This is a genomic window from Siccirubricoccus sp. G192 (assembly GCF_019084075.1).
Lineage (GTDB): Bacteria > Pseudomonadota > Alphaproteobacteria > Acetobacterales > Acetobacteraceae > G192.
On the sequence record NZ_JAHREN010000001.1, the window covers coordinates 1,970,025 to 1,995,458 of the forward strand.

Genomic DNA, 25,434 nt, shown 5'->3' on the forward strand with positions numbered 1-25,434 from the left:
GGAACGGCAAGGAACCGCGCGATGGCGGAGCCCGATCAGGACCCCCGCGCGGCAGGCGCCCCAGGACGGCCCCGCCCGCCGGCAAGGCTGGAGGAAAACCTGGCGATCGGCCTCAGCCTCGGCTTTCTCGGGCTGGCGCTGCTGCTGCGGCTGGCCTGAAGGCTCGCGCGCGGATCAGCCCTTCCCGCCCGCCATCGCCTGCATGCGGCGCTGGATCTCCTCGGGCGGCACATCCTCGACATGCGTCGCCAGGTGCCAGACATGGCCGAAGGGGTCGCGGAGGGTGCCGCTGCGGTCGCCATAGAACTGGTCCTGTACCGGCCGCCGCACCTCCGCCCCGGCCGCCACCGCCCGCGCCACCACCGCGTCCACGTCCCTGACATAGAGATGCAGCGTCACCGGCGAGCCGCCATAGGCCGCCGGCGCGCGGGCATCCATCTCGGGACACTCATCCGCAAGCATCACCCTGGAATCGCCGATCTCGATCTCGGCATGGCCGATCCGGCCGCCCGGCGCCGGCAGCCGCATCACCTCCCGGGCACCGAAGGCGCGGGCGTAGAAATCCAGCGCTGCGGCGGCGCCCTCCACGATGAGATAGGCGGTGACACTGCTGTATCCCGCCGGAACCGGTTGCACCTTCGCCGCCATCCTGCTACCCTCCCTGCTTCGGAGCGGGCAGGGTGGACCCGCGGCGGCGCCGGCATCAACGCATTCCGCGTGACATCCGAGGCGCCACCCTAATCCTTCTGCCCATCCTTGCCGGACCCGTGCAGGCGCAGCGTCACTGCCGTGATCGCCGCGATCACCACGGCGACATCATAGACCCCGAGCCCCACCGCGATGCCGATCGCGCCGGTGGCCCAGAGCGCGGCCGCGGTGGCGGTGCCATGCACGCTGCTCTGGCCCTTCAGGATGGCGCCGCCGCCGATGAAGCCGATCCCGGTGACGATGCCCTCGACGATGCGCGCCATGGCTGCGGGCTCGCTCCGCAGCAGCCCCTCCGTCGCCTGCACGAAGCCGCAGCTCGCGATCGCCACCAGCGGGAAGGTCCGCAGCCCGGCGCTGCGCGCCGCCTGTTCCCGCTCCCAGCCGATCGGGAAGGCGAGCGCATAGGCGATCGCGATGTCCCGCAGATGCGGCAGGATGGCGAATTGGTCCAAGCCGGGCCTCCGTTCGGGGTAGGTGAGGACAACGAAACAGACCGGCTCCGGCTGCATCGCGCCCCGGAGGCCGGCGGGCTCGCGCCTCAGCCCGCCCCGGTCCCCTCCGCCATCTCCACCGCCCGCCCTAGATCGACGCTGAGCAGCCGTGACACGCCCCGCTCCTGCATGGTCACGCCATAGAGCCGATGCATCCGCGCCATGGTCAGCGGGTGGTGGGTGACGATCAGGAAGCGGGTGCCGCCACGCCCATCCGGGCCTTCCGCCGCCATGCCGTCCAACAGGTCGCAGAGCCGCTCGACATTCGCGTCGTCGAGTGGCGCATCCACCTCGTCCAGCACGCAGACGGGCGCCGGGTGGCAGCGGAACACGGCGAAGATCAGGGAAAGCGCCGTCAGCGCCTGTTCCCCGCCCGAAAGCAGCGACAGGGCCGAGAGCTTCTTCCCCGGTGGCTCGGCATAGATTTCGAGGCCGGCCTCCAGAGGGTCCTCGCTGCCGACCAGGGCCAGATGCGCCCGGCCGCCGCCGAAGAGCCGGCCAAACAGGCCGCGGGAATTCGGCATCCACCCGGTCGAAGACCACGCGCAGCCGCTCCCGCCCTTCGCGGTTCAGATGCCCGATCGAGCCGCGCAATTTGGCGATGGCGGCGCCGATCTCCTCCCGCTCGCGGGTGATCTGGGCGATCCGGGCCTCGATCTCCGCCATCTCCACATCGGCGCGGAGATTGACCGGCCCCATCTCCTCGCGCTCGCGGGCCAGGCGTTCCAGCTTGCGCCGCGCCTTGTCCTCGGCGGCATCCGAGAGTTCCTCGGGGGGCGGCAATTCGGCGGCTTCGCCCAGCCTTTCGGCCACCCGCTCCTCCACCGCATCGGCGGCGGTGGAGGCCTGTTCCGCGGCGCTTTCGGCACGCAACTGCGCCTCGCGCGCCGCGGCGAAGGCGGCATCGGCGGCGCGGCGGGCCTCGCCGCTCGCCCGGCGTTCCGCCTCGGCGGCGGTCAGCGCGGCGGCGGCGGCGGTGTGGGCGGCCTCGACCTCGGCCAGCAGGGCGCCGGCCTGGCGCTGACGGGCGGCGGCGGCGTCCGGCGCCTCGGCCAGCGCGTCCCTTTCGGCGGTGGCCTCGGCGGCGCGCTGGCGGAGTTCCTCCAGCCGTCCGGCGGCATCGGTGCGGCGGCTGGCCCAGTCGGCGCGCTCCGCCGCCATGGCCTGGCGCCGCGCGGCCAGGCGCTCGCGTTCCGTCCGCAGCGCCGCATGGGCGTCGCGGGCCGTGACCTCCTGCATCCGGGCGGCGGAAAGCGCCTGCCGCGCCGCCTCGACCCCGGCGCGGATCGCCGCCAGATCGGGCAGCGCCGCCTGTGCGGCCTGGGCCGCCTCCAGCAGCAGGGCGGCCTCGGCGGCCTCCGCCGTCAGGCGTTCGAGTTGCGGGGCGAGGGCGGCGATGCGGCTTGCGGCCTGCGCCGCCTCGGTGGCCAGACGGGCGGCGGCGGCGCGGGCCGCCTGCAAACCGGCCTCGGCGGCGGTCCGGGCCTCACGCGCCGCGGCTTCTTCAGTGAGCGTGGCGGTTTCTTGCGCCTGCGCCAGCTCGGCGGCCTTGCGCAGCCCGGCGAGATCGGGCAGGGCCGCCATGGCGACCTGCGCCCGGGCCAGCGCCGTCTCCGCCTCCGCCCTTTCGGTGCCGAGCCTGTCGAGTTGCGGCGCCAGGGCGCCGATGCGGCTTTCCGCCCGGGCGACGGCGGCGGCAAGGGCCGCGGCGTCGCTGCGGCCGCGCTGGAGGTCCATCTCCGCCTCGGCACGGGCATCGCGGGCGGCGGCCTCCGCCTCGGCGGCGCGAGTTTCCGCGGCGGCCGCCGTGTCATATTCGGCGATGGCGGCTTCGGGCCCAGGCAGGGCAGCCAGTGCCCTTTCGGCCTCGGCCGCCGCGGCCGCCGCCTCCGCCGCCTCGGTGGCGAGCCTTTCAAGCTGCGGCTCCAGCGCGCCGATCCGGCTTTCCGCCTCGGCGGCGGTGGCTGCGAGGCGGCTGGCCTCGGCGCGGGCGGTTTGCAGCCGCGCCTCGGCGTCCCGCCGTGCCTCGCGGGCCGTGGCTTCGGCGGTGGTGGCGGCGGCCTCGGCGGTCTCGGCCTCGGCGCGGGCGGCGGCGGCTCGGCTGGCGGCCTCGATGGTCGCGGCCAGGCGCGCCTCGGCTTCGCGCAGGCGGTTGCGCTGCTGCAGCCGGACGGCGCCGGGATTAGGTGCATCGGCGCGGGCGGTATGGCCGTCCCAGCGCCAGACTGCGCCATCCCGCGCCACCACCGCTTGGCCCGGCGCCAGCGCCGCCTGCAAAGCCGCGCCATCGGCGCCCTCGGGCAGCAGCCCCACTTGCGACAGCGCGCGGGCCAGGGCCGGCGGCGCCTGCACCAGCTCGGCCAGTGAGGTCAGGCCGGCGGGCAGGGCCGGCCCGCCCTCCAGGGCTGGCAGGATGCGCCAGTGGCGGGCGGCGGCGGGATCGGCCGGGCTTTCCAGCGCCTCCCCCAAGGCGGCACCGAGCGCGGCTTCCAGGCCCGGCGGCACGCGGACGGCATCCAGCACCGGCGGCGCGGCGCTGCCGGCGCGTTCCCCGGCGGCCAGTGTCTCGGTGAGCGCCCGCACCTCGGCGCCGGCCGCCGCCTGCTCGGCCTCGGCCCCGGCCGAGTGGCGGCGGGCGGCGGCATGGCGCTCGGTGGCGGCGGTGCGGGCGGCTTCGGCCGCCTCCACCGCCTCCCGCGCCGTGGTCAGATGCGCCTCGGCAGTGGCGGCGGCCTCCTGCGCGGCGGCGACCTGCTCGGGCGGCAAGCGGGCGGCCAGCGCCGTATCGCGTTCGGCGGCAAGGCGCGCATGTCCCTCGCGCAATTGCCGGGCGCGCTGGGCGGCGCTGGCCTGTTCAGCGGCGGCGCGCTCCCGCGCGGCCTCGGCATCGGCGATCCGGCGGCGGGCGGCGGCATGCGCCTCCTGGCTGGCGGCGCGGGCAGCCTCGGCGGCCTCCAGCGCGGTGCGCGCCTCGGCCAGCCTGGCTTCGGCCGCGGCGGTGGCGGCCTCGGCGGCGGCGAGGCGCTCCGCCGGCACCCGCGCCGCCAGGGCGGCGGCATGTTCGGCGGCGAGGCCCTCATGCTGCGCCGCGACCCGCCCGGCGCGTTGCTTCGCCTCGGCCTGGGCGGTGCCGGCGCGGCTGGCCTCGGCCTCGGCCGCGGTGGCATCGCGGCGGGCGGCAGCATGCGCCTCCTGCGCGGCGGCACGGCCGGATTCGGCTGCCTCCAGCGCGGCGCGGCTGCTGGCGAGCAGCGTTTCGGCCTGCCGCGCCGCCACCTCCGCCGCTTCCAGCGTCTCGGCCGGGATGGCGGCGTCCAGCGCCGCGGCATGCTCCGCCGCCAGCGCGTCCCGCTGCGCCGAAAGCCGGCGCGCCCGAGCCTCGGCGGCGGCCAGTTCGGCCGCGGCCTGGTTGGCGCGGGCAGCGATGGCGGCGGCTTCCTCGGTGGCCGCATTGGCGGCACGCTCAGCGACGCGGGCGGCGTCGGCGGCCTCGTGCAGTGCCGCCTCGGCGGCGGCGAGGCGGTCCGGCAGCGCCGCCTCGGCCTCGGTCAGGGCCTGGTCCTCGCGGGCCAGGCGGGTCTCGGCGGCGGTGGCATCCGCCGCCACCCCTTCGGCATGGGCGAGGTCGCGCTCGATCCGGGCGAGGCGTTCGGCCGCGGCGGCCAGCGCCTCCCGCGCCCGGCGCTCCTCGGCCTCCAGCCCCTCGGCCTCAACCCGGCGGCGCTCCAGCGCGGTGCGGGTGGCGGCCTCGGCCTCGCGCGGTGCCGGCAGGGCGCGTTCGGCCTCGAAGCTGCGGATGGCGGCCGCCTCCGCCTCGGCCTCGGCACGTCGCGTCGCCGCCGCGGCCTGGTCGAAGCCGGCCTGCGCCACGGCCAGCGCGGCCTGGGCGCGGGCGCGCAGCAGGGACAGCCACTCCGCCTCGGCGCCGCGCACCATGCCGGAGAGGTTGCGGTAGCGGTTGGCCTGGCGCGCCTGGCGCTGCAGGGAGCCGCGCTGCACCTCCAACTGGCCGAGCAGGTCCTCGGCGCGGGTGAGATTGGCCTCGGCCTGGCGCAGCTTCAGTTCGGCCTCGTGCCGGCGGGCGCGCAGGCCGGAGATGCCGGCGGCCTCCTCCAGCACCTGCCGGCGTTCCTCGGGCTTGGCGCCGATCATGGCGGCGACCCGGCCCTGGCTGACCATGGCGGAGGCGCGGGCGCCGCTGCCGATATCGGCGAACATGGTCTGGACGTCGCGCGCCCGGACCTCCTTGCCGTTCACCCGGAAGGCGGAGCCCTCGCCTCGGGCGATGCGGCGGATGATCTCCAGCTCCTCGCTCGCCGCATTGGGCGGCGGCGCGAGGCCGGCGGCCTCCTCCAGGAAGAGTGTCACCTCGGCCAGGTTGCGGCCCGGGCGGGTGGCGGTGCCGGCGAAGATGACGTCGTCCATCTCGCCGCCGCGCATGGAGCGGGCGGAGGTCTCGCCCATGGCCCAGCGCAGCGCCTCCACCACATTGGACTTGCCGCAGCCATTCGGGCCGACGATGCCGGTGAGGCCGGGCAGGACCTCGACCGTGGTGGCCTCGGCGAAGCTCTTGAAGCCGGCGATCCTCAGCCGCGCCAGGGTGGCGCGGAGCGGCGCGCGGTCGGCATCCGGCAGGTTCTCGTCGGCCGATGTATCGGGCGCACCGGCCTCCGCGGCATCCGGCGGCTCACCTCCCGGCGCCTCGGGAGAAGCTGTCGCTGCCTGGGATGCCTCGGCGGTTTCCGCCGGCGATGGCGGGGCCGCAACCGCCTCCATGTCGCCCGACTCAGGCGCGCGCTGCGTCAAGCCCGGCCCTCGACCAACTGCTTGAAGCGGTCGAAGGACATGCTGCCGGACTGGTTGCGGGTCTGGCCGCCGCGGATGAAGGCGAAGCTCGGGGTCGCCTGCACCTGGTATTCCCGCTCGGCGAGCTGGCGCTGTTCCAGGATGGCGCGCTTCAGGCCCTCATCCTGCTGCACCGCCTCGAATTGCGACCGGCTCATGCCGGCCAGCCCGGCCATCTTGGCCAGTTCCTCCTGCGGGTTGCCGCTGCGGGTGAAGGCCCAGCGGTCCTGCGAGGAGAGCAGGGCGCCGATGAAGCCCTCATAGCGCTCCGCCGGCAGGGAGCGGGCCACGGCGGCGGCCAGCAGCGCCAATTGGTCCAGCGGGAAGTCGCGCCAGACCAGGCGGATGGCGCCGGTCTCCACCAGGTTCCGCTTCACCTGCGGGAAGGTCTCGTGGTGGAAGGCGGCGCAATGGCTGCAGGTGAGGGAGAAGAATTCCAGCACCCGCACCGGCGCATCCGGGCGGCCGATGCCGCGCTCGGCCAGCCGCGGGTCGGCCGGGGCCTGGGCGAAGGCGGGGACAGCCAGGACACTGGCCGTGGCGGCGAGAAGGGTTCGGCGGGGCAGGCGCATGCGGGTTCCCCAAGGAAGGATGGCGGGATGATATCAGCCTCGGCTCCGATAAACGCCCCGGCCGAGCTTTGCCAGCGCCTCCCGCAATTCCTCGCCTGGAATGCCGGCGACGGCGGCCTCGACGGGGGCGGGAAGGGGGGCGTCCGGGGCGGGCCGGGGGCGGGCGGGGGCGGGGCCGGCGGCTTGCTGGACGAAGCGCAGCCGCTCCACCGCCTGGCGGCCGAGATGGGCATTGATCCGGGCGATGAGCTGCGGCGCCAGATGCGTGAGCTCCATCGCCACCGGCCCGGCGCAGGCGATGGTGAGGCTGCCGGCGCTCAGCCGGCGGGGGGTGGTAACGGCGGCGAGGGAGGGCCCGACCACCTCCGCCCAATCGGCCATCAGCAGGGCCCCGGCGGGGCTTTTTTTGCGGAAGACCGGCCGGGTCAGGCGCGGCATCAGGATGCCGAGCGGGCGTGGCCCGAAGACGAATCGCGGATCGTCGCTATCTTTCGCCATGCATGCCCCCAGATCCTGCCCCCTTGCCGCCCGCCCCCGCCCTGCTCGCCTGGTATGACCGGCACCGGCGCAGCCTGCCCTTCCGCAGCGAAACCGGCGTGGCGGACCCATACCGCGTCTGGCTCTCCGAGGTGATGTTGCAGCAGACCACGGTGGCAGCGGTAGGGCCTCGATTCGCCCGTTTCCTTGAACGCTTCCCCACCGTAGAGGCGCTGGCCGCGGCGCCCGAGGCGGCGGTGATGGAGGAATGGGCGGGGCTCGGCTACTACGCCCGTGCCCGCAACCTGCATGCCTGTGCCCGGGTGGTGGCCGCGGCCGGGGGCTTCCCGCGCGAGGCCGGGGCGTTGCGCGCCCTGCCCGGCATCGGCGCCTATACCGCGGCGGCGGTGGCCGCCATTGCCTTCGACCAGCCCGTGGTGCCGGTGGATGCCAATGTGGAGCGAGTGGTCGCCCGGATCACCGCGGTGGAGGAGGCGCTGCCCGGCGCCCGGCCGCGCCTCGCCGCCCTGGCCCAGGGCTTCCTGGAGCAGCCGGCGGTGCGGGCACGGCCGGGGGATTTCGCGCAGGCGCTGTTCGACCTCGGCGCCACAATCTGCACGCCGAAGGCTCCGGCCTGCGCGCTCTGTCCCTGGCGCGGCGATTGCGTGGCGCAGCGGCGCGGCATCCAGGCGGAATTGCCGCGCAAGGCGCAGAGGCGGGCGCGGCCGCTGCGGCATGGCACGCATTTCCTGCTGACGGATGCCGGGGGCGGGGTGCTGCTCCGTCGCCGCCCGCCGCGCGGCTTGCTCGGCGGCATGCTGGAACTCCCCGGCACGCCCTGGCAGGAGGCACCCTGGGGGGGAGGCCGAGGCGCTGGCGCAGGCGCCACTGCCTGGCCTGGAATGGCGCCGCCTGCCCGGCCTGGCGCGGCACGGCTTCACGCATTTCGAGCTGGAGATGGTGCTCTACGCCGCCTCCGTGCCGCTTCTGGCTCCGCCGGCGGGGATGGAGTCGCGGCCACTGGCCGAGGTGGCCGCCGCCCTGCCCACGGTGATGCGCCGCCTGCTGGCGCTTGCCGAGGCGGCGGCAGCCGTGCCACACGCGCCGCCCCGCCTGCCGGAGAGTCCTGAATGAGCCCCGCCCTCGCCACCCCCCGCGACACCCTGCGTTTCTGGGGCCTCGCCCTGCTCGGCTCCGCCGTGCTGGCGGCCAGCGCGCAGGTCAGCCTGCCGCTCTGGCCGGTGCCGGCGACGCTGCAAAGCCTGGCGGTGCTGCTGCTGGGGGCGCTGGGCGGGGCGCGGCTGGGGATGGCCTCGGTGGCCGCCTATCTGCTGGAGGGTGCGCTGGGCCTGCCGGTCTTCGCCGGTGGCCTGGGCGGGCCGGCGGTGCTGGCGGGGCCGACCGCCGGCTATCTGCTGGGCTTCCTGCCCGCCGCCTGGATTGCTGGCCAAGCCGCGCGCGGCGCCTGGTGGCGGCAGGCCGGGTGGCTGCTGGCGGCGCATCTGGCGCTCTTCGTCCCGGGCGTGCTGTGGCTCGGCGGCTTCGTCGGGCTGGAGCGGGCCTGGATGGCGGGCTTCCTGCTCTTCCTGCCGGCCACGCTGGTGAAGACGGCGCTGGCCCTGGCGGTGCTGCGCGCGGCGCGGCGCTGAGCCGGGCCGGCCTCGACTCTCCAGCGCTCCGCAGGGGAGGCCTCAGCCCATCCCCGCCACCGCCAGGATCGCGGCGAGGCCGGCGGACATACCGCGCAGGCTCTCGCCCCTCTCCACATCGATCCATTCCTCCAGGGAATGCGCCCGGCCGCCGCGCCCGCCGCTGCCGATCTTGATGGCGGGGATGCCGAGGCTCATCGGGATATTGGCATCCGTCGAGGAGGCCTCGTGCTTCGGCGTGAAGCCATGCGCGGCGATGGCGGCGGTGGCGAGCTGCACGATCTCGCTGCCCGCCGGCGTGCTGCCGGCCGGGCGATCGCCGATCGGCCGCAACTCCACCGTCACCGGGCCCTCGCGGCAGGAGCGCGCGGCATTCTCCGCCGCCACCGCGGCCTCGACCCCGGCCCTGAACCGTGCCTCCAGCCGCGCCAGTTCGGCGGCGGATTCGGAGCGGAGATCCACCTCCATCCAGACCTCGTTCGGGATGGCGTTCACCGAGGTGCCGCCGCCGAGCACGCTGACGCAATGCGTGGTGCGCGGCGCGCGCGGCGCCTCGATCTCCGCCAGGGCCAGGCTGGCGCGGGCCATGGCATAGGCCGGGTTCACCAGGCCGAAGGCCGCGAAGCTGTGGCCGCCCGGGCCGCGGAACACCACGCGGAAGCGCTTGCTGCCGACGCCGCCTGTCACGATGCGGTCCATCTCCGGGCTGTCCACGGTGAAGAAGGCGCCGATGCGGTCGCGGTGCCGGCCCTCGGTGAAGAGGTGCCGCACGCCGCGCAGGTCGCCCAGCCCCTCCTCGCCGACATCGCCGACGAAGAGGATGTCGCTGCGGGTGCGGATGCCGGCCTGGTCCATGGCGCGGATGAAGGCGAGGTTCACGGCCAGGCTGCGGGTGTCGTCGCCGACGCCGGGGGCAAAGAGCTTCGTCCCCTCCCGCCGCACCCGCACATCGGTGCCGGCGGGAAAGACCGTGTCGAGATGCGCGGCCACCACGATGAGCGAGCCGTTGCCGGTGCCGCGGCGCAGGCCCATGACGTTGCCGGCGGCGTCCTGCTCCACCTCCTCCAGCCCATGCGCGCGGAGCATCTCCAGATAGGCGGCGGCGCGCGCTTCCTCGCCGAAGGGCGGCGAGGGGATTTCCGTCAGCGTGACGATATCCTCGACGGTGCGGTCGTGCTCGCGTTCCAGGACCGCGACGGCGGCCTGGAAGCGGGGGTCGGCAAGGATGGTGGCGATGGTCTCGGCGGCGGTGCGGGGCATCTTTCCCTCGACGGTCGGTGGTGCGTGATCGGACAGCCACAGAGGGTCCGTCAAGAGATGCCGCCGCGCGGTCGCGCCCGGTCGTCAGCCGGGCTTCAGACGAACCAATGCCCCGTGGCGGCGAAATTGGCCTGCACCTGGGCAGCGAGCGCGTTCCAGTCCACCTCTCCGCCCGGTGTCGTCGGCAGCGGCGTCAGGCTGCCGAACAACCCGTGCGTCTCCTCCTGCGGCCCGGCAGTGAAGTAGACCCTGTTCGGGTCGCCGCCATTGCCGCCATTGCCGGTGATGAGGGCCCAGAGGCCGTCGATCTGCACGGGTTGCCCATCGGCGCCTTCCAGCTTGCCGGCAAAGGCATTGGTCTCGCGGTCGAAGACATTGATGGTGCCGTCGCCGAAATTCCCGATGAGGAGATCGCCCGCCAAGGTCCCGAAGCTGTCCGGCGCGATGGCGAGGCCCCAGGGCGAATCGAGCGGCCCGTTCGCCGCCACCCGCTCCAGCAGATGGCCGCTGAGGTCGAATTCATCCACGAAGCCATGGCCGGGACCGGCCACGTCGTCGTGCTTCTCGTCATCCTGCTGCGCGAAGGTGACGAAGAGGTGCCCGTCGAGCACCTGCACATTGAACGGGGCATAGTCCTTCGGCACGAAGGGATCGGTGAAGCTGTTCACCTGCTTGAAGCTGCTGTCGAAGACGTCCACCGTCCCGTCGTGGAAATTGGCGGCGTAGAGCTGCTCGCTCCCATCCGTGCTGGCAATGGCGAGGCCCTTGTAGACGGCGCCCGCATCCGAATTGTCGACGGCGAGGATCGCATGATTGTCGACGGCGAGGATCGCATGGGTGCCATCCACCGTCGGGTTCCAGCCGGAGATGGTCCCGTCCTCGGTGGCGAAGAGGAAGACCGCGGAACCGGACCTGCCGTCCTCCGACACGGTGAAGCCGCTGGCGGTGGTGTTGAATACCTGTCCGGTCGGCGTGGAATGGTCGGTCTGGCCGGGCGGCGAGGGGATGGTGACCACAAGCGGGCTGGCCAGCGGGAAGGAGGCACCGGCGCCATTATAGAGCGTCGAGACCCCGGTGCCGTTGTCCGACACCCAGAAGGGGCTGGTCGCGCTGTGGGAGACGCCCCAGGGATTGACCAGGTTCGGATCGGTATGGTCCGCCGGCACGAAGCCGTCAGAGACCAGGTTGGCTTGCAACACGGGGACCATCTGCACGCGTTCGTCGTTGGAGAGATCATCTGACAGCATGGCAGGATTCTCCCTTGCGTTTCCGGACGGTCCGCCACGGTGGACAGGGTTGTCCGTCGCCCATGCGCGTCAGCGTGGCGGCACGTGGAACACAGGATTAACCGCTGGACCCGGCCAGGCATTCCAGGCTGTAGGAAATTTCAGGTAAGGGCGGCTGCCCGCTGCCGCTTCGCCGTGGTCTTCTCGGCGGCGCGGATCTCAACCCCGCCCGGTGATCTCCGCCCGGAATGCGTCCAGCACGCGCAGCCCGCCCTCCCGCGTCTCGACATGCCAGAAGGCCCAGCCATTGCAGCTCGGCGCCTCCTGCACCTGCGCGCCCACCTGATGGATGGAGCCCTGCGCCTTGCCGCAGCGGAGCGAGCCATCCGCCACAACCGTCGCGCGCCAGCGCCGCAGCCGGTCCACCAGCTCCGTGCCGGGTGGCACCAGCCCGCGCTCCACCAGCGTGCCGAAGGGGATGCGCGGCTGCTCCCGCTTCATCGGCGTCACGCTCGCCGCCGCCTCCGACAGGGGCTGCACCGAGGCGATGCGGGCGGCGGCGGCATTGGCGTAATTCTCGTCCCGCTCCAGCCCGATGAAGCGGCGGCCGAGGCGGCGCGCCACCGCCCCGGTGGTGCCGGTGCCGAGGAAGGGGTCCAGCACGACATCGCCCGGATTGGTGCAGGAGAGGATCACCCGGTGCAGCAGCGCCTCCGGCTTCTGGGTCGGGTGCAGCTTGGCGCCGGCGCCGTCGCGCAGCCTCTCGGCCCCGGTGCAGAGCGGGATGAACCAGTCGCTCCGCATCTGCAGGTCCTCGTTCAGCGACTTCATGGCGGCGTAGTTGAAGCGGTAGCGGCTCTCCGGGCCGCGCGCCGCCCAGATCAGCGTCTCATGCGCATTGGTGAAGCGCCGGCCGCGGAAATTCGGCATCGGGTTCGCCTTGCGCCAGATGACGTCGTTCAGCACCCAGAATCCCAGGTCCTGCAAGGCGGCGCCGAGGCGGAAGACGTTGTGGTAGCTGCCGATCACCCAGATGGTGCCGTCCTTGCGCAGCACGCGCCGTGCCTGGGTGAGCCATTCGCGGGTGAAGGCGTCATAGGCGGCCAGGTCGTCGAAGCGGTCCCAGGCGTCATCGACGCCATCCACCAGGCTGTCATCCGGCCGGCGCAGATCGCCCTTGAGCTGGAGGTTGTAGGGCGGGTCCGCGAAGATCGCATGCACCGAGGCCGGTGGCAGGCTCTGCATCAAACCGATGCAGTCCCCGACCAGAATCTGGTCGAGGGGCAGATCGAGCCCCGTCCCCACGCTGGTCTCCCTCGCAAATCCCCCGAGGGCCAGCATCGCTGCGCCGAGTCCCCGGGTCAACTGAAGCTTATAAGCGCCTGTTCCACGGGTGAGAATCCCCTGCGGTGATGCGGGCAGGGGCCATGCTTCGCCAGGGCCTCCCGGTGCCGGCCGGTCGGGTAGCCAGCATGGGCGGCGAAACCATAGGCCGGCCAGCGCGGGTCGAGCCGCGCCATGGCCCGGTCCCGCACCACCTTCGCCAGGATGGAGGCGGCGGCGATGGAGAAGGAGGCCGCATCGCCGCCCACCACGCAGCGCACCGCGCAGCCGAGGCGCGGCGGCTGGTTGCCGTCCACCAGGGCCAGTGCCGGGGCAAAGGGCAGCCTGGCCACCGCGCGGGCCATGGCGAGATGCGTGGCGCGCAGGATGTTGAGCCGGCCGATCTCGGCCACCGAGGCGGCGGCGATGGCGAATTCCACCGTGCCCACCGCGGCGGCGGCGCGCAGCGCGGCGAAGGCGGCCTCGCGCGCCGCCGGCCGCAGCCGCTTGCTGTCATCGAGCAGCAGGGCGAGCGCCGGCGGCACCCCGGCGGGGAAGACCACGGCGGCGGCGAGCACGGGGCCGGCGAGGGGGCCGCGCCCGGCCTCGTCCACCCCCGCCACGCGGCCGCCTGCCGCCGCCTCAAGCGCGAAGTCGGGCATGCGGGCGAGGGTAGCGCGGCACGGGCGATTGGCGAAGGGCGGTGCCTGGGGACAGCGGGGCCGGTTGCGGTCTACAGCGGATTGCGTTCAGGAACGAACGCAATCCGTTGTAGCTCTTTGCTTGCAGAGCGGATTCACGCTCCCGGACGTTCACGTCCGTCCGCGATCCGCTCTAGGCTTGCCCGCAATGCCCATGGAGGAAGCCGCCATGCCCGTGATGCAGCGCCTGCTGGCCGACGAGCCCTCGCCGCCCTCCCGCTACGTCGATGCCGCGCATCTGCCCTGGGAGGCCACGAAATTCCCCGGCATCGAGATGAAGTTGCTGTTCAGCGACCCTGCGACCGGCATGTCCACCATGCTGTTCCGGCTGGCGCCCGGCGCGGTGGTGCCGCTGCACGAGCATACCGGCATCGAGCAGACCTACATGCTGGAAGGCAGCCTGGTGGATGACGAGGGCGAATGCGGTCCCGGCAGCTTCGTCTGGCGCCCGGCCGGCAACACGCATCTCGCGCGCTCGCCCCAGGGCGCGGTGTTCCTCTCGGTCTTCATGAAGCCCAACCACTTCGCGGAGGGGCACGAATTCTTCACCGGACAGGCCCCGATCAGGGAAGGAGCATGAGCATGGCGGCGAAAGGCTATTGGATCGCGCAGGTCGATATCAGCGACCCGGAGGGCTACAAGGCCTATCAGGCGGAAATCCAGACCTCGCTGCGGAAATACGGCGGCCGATTCCGGGTTCGCGGCGGCCGGTCCGAGGTGGTCGAGGGCCAGGGCAGGTCGCGCCTCGTGGTGATCGAATTCCCGGATTACGACGCGGCGCTGCAATGCTACCGCTCGCCCGAATACGCGAAGGCCAAGGCGCTGCGCCAGGGCAAGGCCACCGCCGACATCGCCGTGGTCGAGGGCTATGACGGGCCGCAGGCTGCCGGACAATAGGCCGGGCTGGGCCACAGCCTTTCAAGCTGTGGCCCAGCCTCATGGATCGACCAACTTTGCCGTCCCGACTGGAATCGCAAGGCGATTCCAGTCGGGACGGCGTTGGACTACAGCAGCGCGAGCTGCGCCTCCGGCTGGCGCTGCCGCGGCGGCGGCGCCTCCGGCCGCTCGCCCACCGGCACCTTCGCCCGCGGGGCCGCATCCGGCACGGCGAATTGCCCGCAATCCAGCCCCTGGGTACGGACGTCGGTGCGGTTCAGGCCGAGCCGGCTGCTCGCCACCCGGAAGCGGTCGGCCAGCATATCGGCATAGGCGCCGGTGCCGGTCTGGCGGGTGCCGAAGCCGCTGTCGTTCATCCGGCCCGCCCGCGTCTGCCGCACCAGCGCCAGCACCCGCGCCGCGCGGTCGGGCAGATGCGTGCGGAGCCAGTCCTCGAACATCTGCCGGATCTCGAGCGGCAGGCGCAGCAGCACATAGCCCGCGCGGGTGGCGCCGGCCGCGGCGCAGGCGGCCAGGATGCGCTCAAGCTCGGCGTCGTTGAGGCCGGGGATCATCGGCGCCGCCAGCACGGCGGTGGGGATGCCGGCCTGCGCCAGCGCCTGGATCGCCGCCAGCCGCCGGGCCGGCGCCGCGGCACGCGGCTCCATGCTGCGGGCAAGCCCGTTGTCGAGCGTGGTGACGGAGAGGCAGACATGCACCAGGTTGCGCCGCGCCAGGTTTTGCAGGATGTCGAGGTCCCGCAGCACGCCGGCGGATTTGGTGACGATGGTCACCGGATGGCCGAAGCGCTCCAGCACCTCCAGCACCTGCCGGGTGAGCGACAGCGTGCGCTCCACCGGCTGGTAGGGATCGGTATTGGCACCGAGTGCCACCGGCCGCGCCACATAGCCGGGCTTGCGCAGCTCCCGCTCCAGCAGCGCCGGCAGGTCCGGCTTGAAATAGAGCCGGGTTTCGAAGTCGAGGCCGGGGGAATGGCCGAGATAGGCATGGGTCGGCCGCGCATAGCAGTAGATGCAGCCATGCTCGCAGCCGCGATAGGGATTGATGGACCGGTCGAAGCCGATATCCGGCGAGGCATTCCAGGCCATCGCCGTCCTCGCGCTGTCCTTCAGCAGCGTGGTCGGCAGCGGCGGCAGATCGGCCAGGTCGGCCAGCGACCCCCAGCCATCGTCGAATGCCTCCCGCGCCGTGGCCTCGAAGCGCACGGCAGGGTTGGAGACGGCGCCCCGGCCCTTGCGCGGGCCGGGGAAGATGGCGGAATCTGGCTGCAGCAGCCCGTCCGGCATGGCCCCGTTCCTTCTCTGTTCACGGACACCGTGCCAAACCCCCGAGGCGGCTGTCAAGAACAGACAAAGAACTATTGGTTAATGCATACTTGGAACAAAGCCTGACCATCATCATCCCGACCCTCAACGCCGCCGGCTGCCTGGAGGCGACCCTGGCCGCCTGCGCGGAAGCGCGGGCCTCGGTGGTGGTGGTGGATGGCGGCAGCCGGGACGGCACGCCGGACCTCGCGCAAAGCCTCGGCGCCACCGTGGTCCGCAGCCCGCCGGGCCGTGGCCTCCAGCTTGCCGCCGGGGCCGCGGCGGCGCCCGGCGAATGGCTGCTCTTCCTGCATGCCGATACCCGCCCGGCGCCCGGCTGGGCCGCCGCCGCGCGCGATTTCATGCGGGTTCCCGGCAATGCCGGCCGCGCCGCCTATTTCACATTCGCGTTGGACGATGCCACGCCCGAGGCGCGCCGGCTGGAACGGCTGGTGGCCTGGCGCTGCCGGGTGCTGGCGCTGCCCTATGGCGACCAGGGGCTGCTGCTCTCCCGCACGCTCTACGACCGGATCGGCGGCTTCCGGCCGCTGCCGCTGATGGAGGATGTGGACCTGGTCCGCCGCCTCGGCCGCCGCCGCCTGGTGGCATTGCCGGTGGCGGCGCTCACCTCCGCCGAGCGCTGGCGGCGGGAGGGTTGGCGCCGCCGCTCGGCCCGCAACCTGGCCTGTCTTTCCCTCTGGTTCCTCGGCGTGCCGCCAAGCCTGATCCGGCGGCTCTACGCATGAGGGGCGACACGCTGGTGATCTTTGCCCGTGCCCCGCGGCTCGGCCTGGTGAAGCGGCGGCTGGCGCGGGGCATCGGCGCGGTGGCGGCGCTGCGCTTCTACCGTGGGCAGCTTGCCAGCCTGGCCCGGCGCCTCGCGCGCGACCGGCGCTGGCGCACCGTGCTGGCCGTCACGCCGGACCGGGCACGGGCGCGCTGGCCGGCCGGCCCGGTCCGGCGGCCGCAGGGCGGTGGCGATCTCGGGGCGCGGATGCAGCGGGCGCTGGCGCCGCATCGCCGCGCCGTGCTGGTGGGCAGCGACATCCCCGGCCTCGGCCCCGCCGACATCGCCGCCGCCTTCCGGGCGCTGGGCCGCGCGGAGGCGGTCTTCGGCCCGGCGGAGGATGGTGGCTATTGGCTGGTCGGCCTCGGCCCGCGCCGGCCGGAGCGGCCCTTTGCCGCGGTGCGCTGGTCCAGCGAACACGCGCTCGCCGATACCCTGGTGAATTTCCGGGGGAGGCGCGTGGCGCTGCTCCGCCGCCTGCGGGACGTGGACACGGCGGCGGATCTCGCGGCGCTGCGCTGCGCGGCGCCTGCCGCTTCGCGCCTGGCGCCAGCCATGCCAGCATCGCCAGCGCAACAGGGAGGAACGCACCCATGACCGGAACCCTCGAGATCGGCTTCCTTCTTTTTCCCCGCCTCACCCAGCTCGACCTCACCGGCCCCTTCGAGGTGCTGAGCCGCCTGCCCGGCGCCCGGGTGCGGATGCTGTGGAAGACGCTCGACCCGGTGCGCGCCGATAGCGGCCTCGGCCTGCTGCCGGACACCAGCCTGGCCGAATGCCCGCAGCTCGACGTCATCTGCGTCCCCGGCGGCCCCGGCGTGGCGGCGCTGATGGAGGACCAGGAGGTGCTGGAATTCCTGCGCCATCAGGCGGCAGGGGCGCGCTACGTCACCTCGGTCTGCACCGGCGCGCTGGTGCTGGGCGCGGCGGGGCTGCTGCGCGGCCGGCAGGCCACCACGCATTGGGCAAGCCATGATTTCCTCGCCGCGCTCGGCGCCAGGCCGGTGCAGGCGCGGGTGGTGCGGGACGGCAAGCTTTTCACCGGCGGTGGCGTGACGGCCGGGATCGATTTCGCGCTGACCATCGCCGCCGAGATCGCCGGGCCGGCAGTGGCGCAGGCGATCCAGTTACAGATCGAATACGCCCCGGCGCCGCCCTTCAGCGCCGGCACGCCGGAGACCGCACCGGCCGAGGTGCTGGCCGGCGCGCGGCAGCGCGGCGCCGGCATGCGGGCGGAGCGCGAGGCGCTGGTGGCGCGGGTGGCGGCGCGGCTGCCGGCGGGGTGACGGACGCCCGCACGATGTGTTCGTGCGCACAGTAGCGGACCAAACCGCCGCGCCAGGCTGCGATCGATGGAGCGGACAGGCGTGCATCCCGGTGTCAGGTCCGGCCGGATGGTGCATGCTGGAGTCCTGCTGGACCTCCCGAGGGTTCATCCGATGCAGCCCGAACTGCCTGATCGCCTGGCAGCCCTGCCTTTCTTCCACGGCGCCGATCCCGCGCTGCTCTCCGGCTTCGACCGGCAGGCCTCCTGGCGGAGCTGCGGGCCTGGCGACGTGCTCCTGGATTTCGAGGACCGCTCCACGGAGGTGCAGTTCGTCGTCTCTGGCCTGGCGCGCGTCATCATCCGCACGCCGTCCGGGCGCGAGATGATCCTGGCCGACCTTGCCGCCGGGGAGCTGTTCGGCGAGATCGCGGCGATCGACGGCCGGCCGCGCTCGGCGAATGTGACGGCGATCACCCGCTCGCGCATTTGTGCTCTGCCCGCCGCCACCTTCCTGGCGATCATCCATGCGGTGCCGCCGGTCTGCGACAGGCTGCTGCGGTTGCTGGCCGCCAAGCTGCGCCTGCAGACCGAAAGGGCGCTGGAGCGGGACGCCCTCTCGGTCCGGCTCCGGCTCTGCGCCGAGCTGCTGCGCCTCTCGCGCGAGCAGCGGGGCAAGGTGAGCAGCGAGGCGCCACGCATTGTCAGCCCGCCGCCGCCGCAGCACGAACTGGCCGCGCGCATCGGTGCCCGGCGCGAGGCGGTTTCGCGCGAGATGACCGAATTGTCACGGGAGGGGCTGCTGGCCCGCACCGGCGGCGGCATCCTGCTGCCGCAGCCAAGGGTGCTCCGGGCGCTGATCGACGCCGGAATCCGCGACGGCCCCGATCCCTGATCGGCCGGTCCGCACCGCAGGGCCGGAGCGGCGCATCCCGCTGGTGCGGACTGCGGCCGTTGCAACTGACGGCCGTGGACGCCCGAGCCACTTCCCTATCGCCGCGGCAGTCCTGTAAGGTTTTGCATACCAATTCCCTCAGGGCTGATCGGATGCGCGCGCGCCCTTCTGCAGCGGCCGAATCTTGAGCCCCGCCGAGCGCCGCCTCGTCGCCGTGCTGGCTGCCGACGCGGCCGGCTACAGCCGGCTGATGGAAGCCGACGAGGAGGGCACGCATGCCCGGATGATGCGGCTGTGGTTCGAGGTGATGCAGCCCAGCATCGCGGCGCTGCACGGCCAGGTCATCAAGCACACCGGTGACGGCTTCCTCGCCATCTTCGGCAGCGCCTCCGAGGCGGCGCAATGCGCGCTCTGCATCCAGCGGCAGGTGCAGGAGCGGGAGGTGGCCGAGCCGCCGGACCGGCGCATCGGCTTCCGCATGGGCCTCAACGTCGCCGATGCCATCATCGAGGCGCACGACATCTTCGGCGATGGCGTCAACATCGCGGCCCGGCTGCAGACCTATGCCGAGCCGGGCGGCCTGGTGGTCTCCGGCGCGGTCGCCGAGCAGATCGGCGGCCGGCCGGGGATCGCGGCCGTGGATCTCGGCGACTTCTTCCTGAAGAACCTGACCCGGCCGGTGCGCGCCTACAGCGTGCGCCACACCGCCGGGCTGGCGGCCTCCGCGCCCGCGCCCGGCCCCGCGCTGCCGGAAGATCGACCCTCCATCGCGGTGCTGCCCTTCCGGATGCAGCGGACCGACCCCGACCAGGCCTATTTCGCGCATGGCATCATCGAGGGAATCGTCCAGGTCCTCTCCGGGCTGGAGGGGCTTTTCGTCATCTCCCTCAGCTCGACTCTCGGCTATGGCAACCAGAGGACGGATGTGCGGGCGGTGGGGCGGGAGCTCGGCGTGCGCTACGTGCTCTCGGGCAGCGTCCTCCAGGCCCGCAACCGGCTGCGGATCGGCACCGAGCTGGCCGATACGGAAACCGGCACCGTCATCCATGCCGACCGCCACGACGGCGACATGGAAGACCTCTTCGAGGTGCAGGACCGGATCTCCACCCAGGTCGTGGGCGCGATCGCGCCGCATGTGCGGCAGCGGGAGCTGCTGCGGGCGATGCGCAAGCACCCGGACAACCTGACCGCCTACGACCTGGTGCTGCAGGCGCTGGACCAGTTCCACCGGCTGGACCGGGAATCCTTCGCCCGCGCCCGCGGCCTGCTGCAACAGGCCATCGCGCATGATCCCGGCTATGCGCCGGCGCATGCCTATGCCGCCTGGTGGCACGCGATGCGCATCGCCCAGGGCTGGTCCGCCGATCCCATGGCGGACCATGCGGCGGCCGCGCGCGCCGCCGCCGCAGCGACCGAGCGCAATGGCAACGACGCCCTGGCGCTGGCGGTCCAGGGCTATGTCGCGGGATACGTCCAGAAGGACTACGCGGCCGCGGCCCAGCTTCTTGACCATGCCCTGGCGGTCGGCCCGAATTGCGCCCTGGCCTGGGCCTTCAGCGGCGCCAATTGCTGCTTCCTGGGCGAAGGACCGGGCGCGGTGCAGCGCGCCGAACGCGGGCTGCGCCTTTCGCCCCTCGATCCCTTCGTCTTCTTCTTCGAGCACATCCTCTCCCAGGCGCATTACACCAACGGCGATTTCGAGGCCGCGGTGGTCTGGGGCCGGCGCGCCGTGGCGCAGAACCCGCGCCACCAGCCGGCCACCCGGGCGCTGATCGCCAGCCTGGTGGCGATCGGCTGGCAGGAGGAGGCGTGCGCTACCGCACAGCGCCTGCTGCAGATCGATCCCAGCTTCTCCCTCGCGGCCTTCGCCGCGCGGACACCGCTGCGCGGTGCGACCCGCGAGCTATTCGTCGAGAGGCTCCGGCAGGCTGGCCTGCCGGACTGACCCTGGCCGGGCCTGGCCAGGCCACAGGAGGAGGGACGGCGCATGACGGGCAATACGGGGAATACCGGCAATACGGGCAATACCGGGAATACGGGCAATATCGGCAATCTCGGCAGCGGCATCCTGGTATTCGCCGACCGGGTGGATCTGCCCTTCGTCGCCACGTCCGGCCTCGCGCAGCAGCAGATCGACAATGCGGTCTTCCCGGAGAGCCTCTGGCGGCAGGACCTGCTGGCCTGGCTCACCCTGGCGGATTTCGCCACCGCCGGATGGGCGGGCACCATCGTCGTGCCGCCGCCGGCCGCCGGCGCCCCGGCAGGTGAGATCGCCGATCTCGTGGTCGCGGCGGAGGATGAGCGGGCCGATGCGCTGGGCGAGATCCTGATGCAGGATGACGGCTTCACGGCCTATTTCATGGGGCTGCTCGGCATCACCGTGCGCTCCCATCCGGCCACCCGCCGGCTGCTGCACATCGCGGAACTGGTCGGGCTGATGACCTCCATGCACTTCAAGCGGGAGTTCAACCGGACCCGCCCCTCGCAATACTGCCCGGCGCTGCTGCCGCCGGTGCCGGTGCCGGGCCACGCCTCCTATCCCAGCGGCCATGCCACCCAGGCGCATCTGATGGCCGCGTGCATGAAGGCGGTTTTCAACGTCGATCCGCCCCGGGACCAATGGGCGGCGCTGCTGGACGCGCTGGCCACCCGCATCGCCCGCAACCGGGAGATCGCCGGGCTGCATTTCGAAAGCGACAGCACGGCCGGCAAGAACCTGGCCCTCGCTGCCTTCGGCATACTGAATGACCCGAACAGGATGCCGCATCCGGTCGGCGAGCCCGACCGCTTCGCCGAAACCCTGGCCGAGGCGCGGGGGGAATGGCCATGATCGAGGATCCTCGCTTCAGGCTCGCCGAAAGGACGCAGCAGGAGGCCGAGCGGCGCCACCAGCAGCTTCCGACGCCGCCGGAAGGCTTCGACCCGCTGACCGCGAGCCGCGAGAGGCTCGAATTCTTCGGCCTGCCGGAGCGGCCCGATCCTGAAGTGGAGCCGGAGTGGTACGCACTCTGGCGGCTGGCCTTCTCGAAGCCGCTGCGCTTCGTCGAGCCGGAATTCTCCTACGACGCCAAGTTCCAACTGCGCCAATCCCACATCTCCGCAGAGATGGGCGAGGGGGGAGCTGCGGACCGGCCGCGCCGACATCGCCATCTCGCGCCTGGAGAAAAGCCTCAATTGGTCAGGCGCCTATGTCACGCCGAGCCATGGCCGCCGCCTGATCCATGCGGCCGGAGTCTGGCGCGTGCCGGAGCCGAAGCCGCGCCCGGCGGATGCGGAATATGCCTGCTCCGCCTGGGTGGGGCTGGATGGCTACCGCCGCTGGGTGGCCGGGCTGCCGCAGATCGGCACCGTGCAGAGCGTCACGGTCACGGGCGGCCAGGCCGGGCCGCCGGTGACGCAGAGCTGGTGGCAATGGTGGGTGCGCGGGCAGGAGCTGCTGCCGGTGATCCTCAAGAACGTGCCGGTGCGGCCGGGGGACGAGGTGATTTGCATCCTCCGCGCCATGACGCCCGACCTGGTGCGCTTCCATATCAAGAACCGCAGCAGCCCCGGAGTCTTCGCCACCATCCAGGTGCTGGCGCCCAAGTACCAGCCAGAGCCGAATGGGCCCTTCGTGACTGCCAGGGTTCTCGGGACCACGGCGGAATGGATCATGGAGCGGCCAACCGTGCCCGGCAGCGCCCGACTCTACCCGCTGCCCGATTATGGCACCGTCGAGTTCGCGGACTGTGTCGTGCGGTCGCGCCACCCGCCCGCCGCCGCAAGGCGCCAACTGCTGCGCGGCGCCGGGCTGATCCGGATGTACGAGATGCTGCCGAATCCCTCCCGGGTCGCCGTCATCTCGGTGCCGAAGAAGCTCGACCAACGCACCGCCGAGGTGCGCTGCCAGCAACGCTGAAGCGCGCGGCCCGGGGGCGGGCCCGGATTGCGCCGCGCCTGGGCGCGGCGCATCATGCCCCGGATGGCGCCCCACTCCGCTGACCCGCCGCAGCGCATCCGGCGCCTGATCCTGCTTCTCGGCCTGGCCTCCTTCGCGGGTGCGCTCACCGCCCGCGTCACCGATCCCTTCATCGCGGCGCTGGCAGCGGAATTCGAGGTGACGCCGAATCGGGCGGCGCTGCTCGCCACCGCCTATGCGCTGCCCTTCGCGCTGATCCAGCCGGTGCTCGGCCCCTTCGGCGATGCGCTGGGCAAGCGGCGCATCATCCGGGTGGCGCTCTGTCTGCTGGCGGTTTTCACCCTGGCGGCGCCCTTCGCCCCGGACCTGACCAGCCTGATCCTGCTGCGCGGCCTGGCCGGCGCGGCGGCGGGCGGCATCATGCCGCTGACCCTGGCGGCGGTGGGCGATGCGGTGCCGATGCGGGAAAGGCAGGTCGCGCTCAGCCGCCTGATCGTCTTCGCCATCGGCGGGCAGATCGCCGGCGGCGCGCTGGCCGGGCTGCTGGCCCCGCTGATGGGCTGGCGCGGAGTGCTGGGCCTTTGCGGCGGCCTGGCGCTGGCCGCCGCGCTGGTGATGCTGCTGGCGCCGCCACCGGGACCGCCCGAGCCGCGCAGCCGCTTCGACCCGGTGCGGGCGGTGAGGCGCTATGGCGCCATCCTCCGCCTGCCGGCGGCACGGCTGCTCTATGGCGCGGTGCTGGTGGAGGGCGTGCTGATCTTCGGCTCCTTCCCCTATTTCGCGCCCTGGCTCCAGGCGCGCGGCCTCGGCGGCACGCTGGAGGCAGGGCTGGCGGTGGCCGCCTTCGGCTGCGGCGGCTTCGTCTATGCCGCGGTGGCGCGGCCGCTCCTGGCCCGGATCGGCCAGTCACGCATGGTGGTGCTTGGCGGCGCGCTGGCCGGGCTGGCGCTGCTGGGCTTCGCCCTGGCGCCGCTGGCGCTGCTGTTCATCGCCGCGGGGCTGCTGCTGGGGGTGGGATTCTACATGGTCCACAACAGCATCCAGACCCGGGTGACGGAGGTGGCGCCGGAGGCCAGGGGCTCCGCCGTGTCGCTGCATGCCTTCCACTTCTTTGTCGGCCAGTCGCTGGGGCCGGTGCTGGTCGGCTTGGCGAGCGGAGCACTGGGCCAAGCCCCGGCGCTGGCGCTCGCCGCGGCGGTGATGCTGGCGCTGGGCCTGCGGCTGGGGCGGCGGGGGTAGGAACCTACCGTCCCGGCAGCCGCCCCGCGTCGCGCCGCTGCTCATAGGCCTTGGCGTGGAGATAGGCCGCCTCATGCGCCTCCTCCGGCACGCCGGCCTTGCGCGCCGCCTCCAGCAGGAAGCCCAGGATGTGGTCGGACTCGATCCGCCCGCCGGCCTCGAGGTCGCGCAGCATGGAGGTGGCATAGGCGCCGGCCGGGTCGGCGAAGAGAGCGCGGAAATCCGCCAGGTAGCCCTCCCGCATCGCATGCCCGTTCGCCGCGGCGATGGCAGCGTTGCGCGCCAGCACCCGGTGCATGAAGGCCACGCCACCGGGGGCGCGGGCGATCTCCCCGGTATTGGCGCGCATCAGCACGGTGCCGATGGCGCTGGTGCCGAGATGCACCAGCTTCTCCCACATCCGGAACATCACATCCGGCACCGCCTCCGCCACCACGCCGGGGGCGCGGGCGCAAAGCTCTGCCAGGGCCTGGACCCGGGGGCTCATGGTTCCGTCGGTCTCACCGAAGGTGAGGTAGCGCCAGTCGTTCAGGTGCCGCACGGTGCCGTCCGGCGCCAGCGTCGCCTGGATCTTGGCGATGCCGCCGAGCACGTGCCCGGCACCGAATTCGCGTTGCAGGGTCTCGATATGGGAAAGCCCGTTCAGCACCGGCAGCACCGCGGTGCGGGCATCCACCGCCGGGCGGATGGTGGCGATGGCCTCCTCCAGGTCGTAGGCCTTGCAGGTGAGCAGCACCAGGTCCCAGCCCGGCCCGGCCTCCCCCGGCGCCAGGGTCGCCACCTGGCGGCGCAGCCCGCCGAAGGGGCTCTCGATCACCAGTCCATCGGCGGCAAGCTGCGCCTGCCGGCGGGGGCGGACCAGGAAGGCGACCTCCGCGCCCGCCTCCAGCAGCCGCCCGCCGAAATAGCCGCCGAGCGCGCCGGCCCCGAGCACCAGGATGCGCATCGTCCCATTCCTCCCCAATTCTGCAACAGGAGGGTTACACCGGCTCTCCCTGTGCAGGAAGCCATGCGCCGCGCCCTGACGCGCCGGCACCACCGCCTGGCCGGCCCGGCGGGGCGCATGGGGCTCGACCCGATCCTGGTGCTGCGGCAGGACCGACGCCACCGATGACCGGGGGCACCTGCGCCGGGCGGCTTGAAGCGGCTGGCGCAAGCAGACCCTCCCCCGCCTTGCGGGGGGAGGGGAACAGGGATTCAGCCGGTGCCGGACTTCAGGTGCTGCAGGATCTTCTCCGTGGCGGCCACCTTGTCGTTGCGGTCGATGGCGGCGACCTCGGTGGCCAGGCGGTCCAGCGCCTGCTCGTAGATCTGCCGCTCGGAGAAGGACTGGTCGGGCTGGCCGGCATTGCGGTGCAGGTCGCGCACCACCTCGGCGATCGCCACGGGGTCGCCGGAATTGATCTTCGCCTCGTATTCCTGGGCGCGGCGGGACCACATGGTGCGCTTGATGCGCGCCCGGCCCTTCAGCGTGTCCAGGGCCTCCTGCATGGCCTCGGTGCTGGCGAGCATGCGCAGCCCCGAGGAGGCGGCCTTGCCCACCGGCACCCGCAGGGTCATCCGGTTCTCGTCGAAGGTGACGACGATGACCTGCAGCGCATAGCCCGCGGCATGCATCGTCTCGATGCCCTGCACGGTGCCGACCCCGTGGGTCGGGTAGACGACGTGATCGCCGGCCTTGAATCCCACGACTTTCGAATGCGGCCTTGGATGGAGATGAGGTGGACCTTCGCGCCGCTGCATGGGCGGCGCGGAGGCTGTGGGGCTTGCCGCGACAGGCGCGGGCGGAGGGGCTGGTGGCATGGGTGCGGCGGCCTGCATCTCAGCCAGGCCAGGGCCCGGCGAGGCTGCGGTCGCGGATTTGGGCGGCGCGGGGCGCCGGGGTTCGGGCTTCGCCT

24 protein-coding genes and 2 pseudogenes are annotated in these 25,434 nt (G+C 72.9%); 13 read left to right on the forward strand and 13 right to left on the reverse strand.

The annotated features are described in order from the left end of the window. The first annotated feature begins 21 nt into the window (after positions 1-21). Positions 22-159 carry a hypothetical protein gene (locus KSF81_RS09370; RefSeq protein WP_217378750.1) on the forward strand — a complete coding sequence of 46 codons (138 nt, stop codon included), beginning with the start codon at positions 22-24 and terminating at the stop codon, positions 157-159. A gap of 15 nt (positions 160-174) precedes the next feature. On the opposite strand, the gene KSF81_RS09375 is transcribed toward KSF81_RS09370, so the two are convergent. From KSF81_RS09375 to KSF81_RS09390, 6 genes and pseudogenes are all read right to left on the reverse strand, one after another. After that, the gene (locus KSF81_RS09375; protein WP_309139517.1) at positions 175-636 is read right to left on the reverse strand and encodes a VOC family protein; all 462 of its coding nucleotides are present in this window, start codon (positions 634-636) and stop codon (positions 175-177) included. A gap of 101 nt (positions 637-737) precedes the next feature. Continuing rightward, positions 738-1,217 (reverse strand): MgtC/SapB family protein, encoded by a 480-nt coding sequence (locus tag KSF81_RS29365; RefSeq protein ID WP_254453434.1) that lies wholly within the window; start codon positions 1,215-1,217, stop codon positions 738-740. Between the two features lie 29 nt (positions 1,218-1,246). Then, positions 1,247-1,723 (reverse strand): chromosome segregation protein SMC, encoded by a 477-nt coding sequence (locus KSF81_RS29370; RefSeq protein WP_254453435.1) that lies wholly within the window; start codon positions 1,721-1,723, stop codon positions 1,247-1,249. A 3,490-nt stretch (positions 1,724-5,213) separates the two neighbouring features. Then, positions 5,214-5,975 (reverse strand): annotated as a pseudogene (locus KSF81_RS29375) (AAA family ATPase); the annotation flags it as partial. 26 nt (positions 5,976-6,001) lie between these two features. Continuing rightward, entirely contained in the window at positions 6,002-6,616 is a 615-nt protein-coding gene (locus KSF81_RS09385; protein ID WP_217378753.1) for a thioredoxin domain-containing protein, read from the reverse strand. A 33-nt stretch (positions 6,617-6,649) separates the two neighbouring features. After that, a complete protein-coding gene (locus KSF81_RS09390) occupies positions 6,650-7,114 on the reverse strand; it encodes a DUF721 domain-containing protein (protein ID WP_217378754.1) in 465 nt (154 codons plus the stop codon). 2 nt (positions 7,115-7,116) lie between these two features. On the opposite strand from KSF81_RS09390, the pseudogene KSF81_RS09395 reads away from it, so the two are divergent. Together KSF81_RS09395 and KSF81_RS09400 are read left to right on the forward strand one after the other, a co-directional pair. Beyond that, positions 7,117-8,227, forward strand: a pseudogene (locus KSF81_RS09395) (A/G-specific adenine glycosylase). After that, positions 8,224-8,742 carry a biotin transporter BioY gene (locus KSF81_RS09400; RefSeq protein ID WP_217378755.1) on the forward strand — a complete coding sequence of 173 codons (519 nt, stop codon included), beginning with the start codon at positions 8,224-8,226 and terminating at the stop codon, positions 8,740-8,742. The pseudogene KSF81_RS09395 and the gene KSF81_RS09400 overlap by 4 nt, the downstream one beginning before the upstream one ends. 42 nt (positions 8,743-8,784) lie before the next feature. On the opposite strand, the gene KSF81_RS09405 is transcribed toward KSF81_RS09400, so the two are convergent. From KSF81_RS09405 to KSF81_RS09420, 4 genes are all read right to left on the reverse strand, one after another. Then, on the reverse strand, positions 8,785-10,002 hold the full coding sequence (locus KSF81_RS09405) for a M20/M25/M40 family metallo-hydrolase (protein ID WP_217378756.1): 1,218 nt from the start codon (positions 10,000-10,002) through the stop codon (positions 8,785-8,787). A 95-nt stretch (positions 10,003-10,097) separates the two neighbouring features. After that, positions 10,098-11,249, reverse strand: a complete 1,152-nt coding sequence (locus tag KSF81_RS09410) for a TIGR03118 family protein (protein ID WP_217378757.1) — start codon at positions 11,247-11,249, stop codon at positions 10,098-10,100. A gap of 198 nt (positions 11,250-11,447) precedes the next feature. Then, positions 11,448-12,533: a site-specific DNA-methyltransferase gene (locus tag KSF81_RS09415; RefSeq protein WP_375293318.1), complete on the reverse strand. Its 1,086-nt coding sequence runs from the start codon at positions 12,531-12,533 to the stop codon at positions 11,448-11,450. Positions 12,534-12,589: 56 nt separating this feature from the next. Next, complete coding sequence (locus KSF81_RS09420) at positions 12,590-13,213, reverse strand: ribonuclease HII (protein WP_217378758.1); 624 nt, start codon at positions 13,211-13,213, stop codon at positions 12,590-12,592. A gap of 208 nt (positions 13,214-13,421) precedes the next feature. Between KSF81_RS09420 and KSF81_RS09425 the strand changes: the two genes are divergently transcribed. Both KSF81_RS09425 and KSF81_RS09430 read left to right on the forward strand, forming a co-directional pair. Then, positions 13,422-13,832 (forward strand): cupin domain-containing protein, encoded by a 411-nt coding sequence (locus tag KSF81_RS09425; protein WP_217378759.1) that lies wholly within the window; start codon positions 13,422-13,424, stop codon positions 13,830-13,832. 2 nt (positions 13,833-13,834) lie between these two features. Beyond that, on the forward strand, positions 13,835-14,149 hold the full coding sequence (locus KSF81_RS09430; protein ID WP_217378760.1) for a DUF1330 domain-containing protein: 315 nt from the start codon (positions 13,835-13,837) through the stop codon (positions 14,147-14,149). Between the two features lie 107 nt (positions 14,150-14,256). Here the strand turns inward: KSF81_RS09430 and KSF81_RS09435 are convergent, their stop codons facing one another. Beyond that, on the reverse strand, positions 14,257-15,435 hold the full coding sequence (locus KSF81_RS09435; protein WP_217378761.1) for a PA0069 family radical SAM protein: 1,179 nt from the start codon (positions 15,433-15,435) through the stop codon (positions 14,257-14,259). An 89-nt stretch (positions 15,436-15,524) separates the two neighbouring features. On the opposite strand from KSF81_RS09435, the gene KSF81_RS09440 reads away from it, so the two are divergent. From KSF81_RS09440 to KSF81_RS09475, 8 genes are all read left to right on the forward strand, one after another. Further along, on the forward strand, positions 15,525-16,199 hold the full coding sequence (locus tag KSF81_RS09440; protein ID WP_254453436.1) for a TIGR04283 family arsenosugar biosynthesis glycosyltransferase: 675 nt from the start codon (positions 15,525-15,527) through the stop codon (positions 16,197-16,199). Further along, on the forward strand, positions 16,196-16,837 hold the full coding sequence (locus tag KSF81_RS09445; protein ID WP_217378763.1) for a TIGR04282 family arsenosugar biosynthesis glycosyltransferase: 642 nt from the start codon (positions 16,196-16,198) through the stop codon (positions 16,835-16,837). Before KSF81_RS09440 ends, KSF81_RS09445 begins: the two co-directional genes overlap by 4 nt. Then, a complete protein-coding gene (locus tag KSF81_RS09450) occupies positions 16,834-17,526 on the forward strand; it encodes a DJ-1/PfpI family protein (protein ID WP_217378764.1) in 693 nt (230 codons plus the stop codon). Before KSF81_RS09445 ends, KSF81_RS09450 begins: the two co-directional genes overlap by 4 nt. Before the next feature lie 153 nt (positions 17,527-17,679). Then, positions 17,680-18,399, forward strand: a complete 720-nt coding sequence (locus KSF81_RS09455; RefSeq protein ID WP_217378765.1) for a Crp/Fnr family transcriptional regulator — start codon at positions 17,680-17,682, stop codon at positions 18,397-18,399. 184 nt (positions 18,400-18,583) lie between these two features. Then, positions 18,584-20,344 (forward strand): adenylate/guanylate cyclase domain-containing protein, encoded by a 1,761-nt coding sequence (locus tag KSF81_RS09460; protein WP_217378766.1) that lies wholly within the window; start codon positions 18,584-18,586, stop codon positions 20,342-20,344. Between the two features lie 42 nt (positions 20,345-20,386). Further along, a complete protein-coding gene (locus tag KSF81_RS09465; protein WP_217378767.1) occupies positions 20,387-21,229 on the forward strand; it encodes a hypothetical protein in 843 nt (280 codons plus the stop codon). A 327-nt stretch (positions 21,230-21,556) separates the two neighbouring features. Next, positions 21,557-22,297 carry a G1 family glutamic endopeptidase gene (locus tag KSF81_RS09470; RefSeq protein WP_256444316.1) on the forward strand — a complete coding sequence of 247 codons (741 nt, stop codon included), beginning with the start codon at positions 21,557-21,559 and terminating at the stop codon, positions 22,295-22,297. 63 nt (positions 22,298-22,360) lie between these two features. Then, complete coding sequence (locus KSF81_RS09475) at positions 22,361-23,536, forward strand: MFS transporter (protein WP_254453437.1); 1,176 nt, start codon at positions 22,361-22,363, stop codon at positions 23,534-23,536. A 4-nt stretch (positions 23,537-23,540) separates the two neighbouring features. Here the strand turns inward: KSF81_RS09475 and KSF81_RS09480 are convergent, their stop codons facing one another. Together KSF81_RS09480 and KSF81_RS29380 are read right to left on the reverse strand one after the other, a co-directional pair. Next, a complete protein-coding gene (locus tag KSF81_RS09480; protein ID WP_217378769.1) occupies positions 23,541-24,482 on the reverse strand; it encodes a 2-dehydropantoate 2-reductase in 942 nt (313 codons plus the stop codon). Between the two features lie 251 nt (positions 24,483-24,733). Continuing rightward, positions 24,734-25,225: a CarD family transcriptional regulator gene (locus tag KSF81_RS29380; RefSeq protein WP_309139518.1), complete on the reverse strand. Its 492-nt coding sequence runs from the start codon at positions 25,223-25,225 to the stop codon at positions 24,734-24,736. Positions 25,226-25,434: the final 209 nt, after the last annotated feature.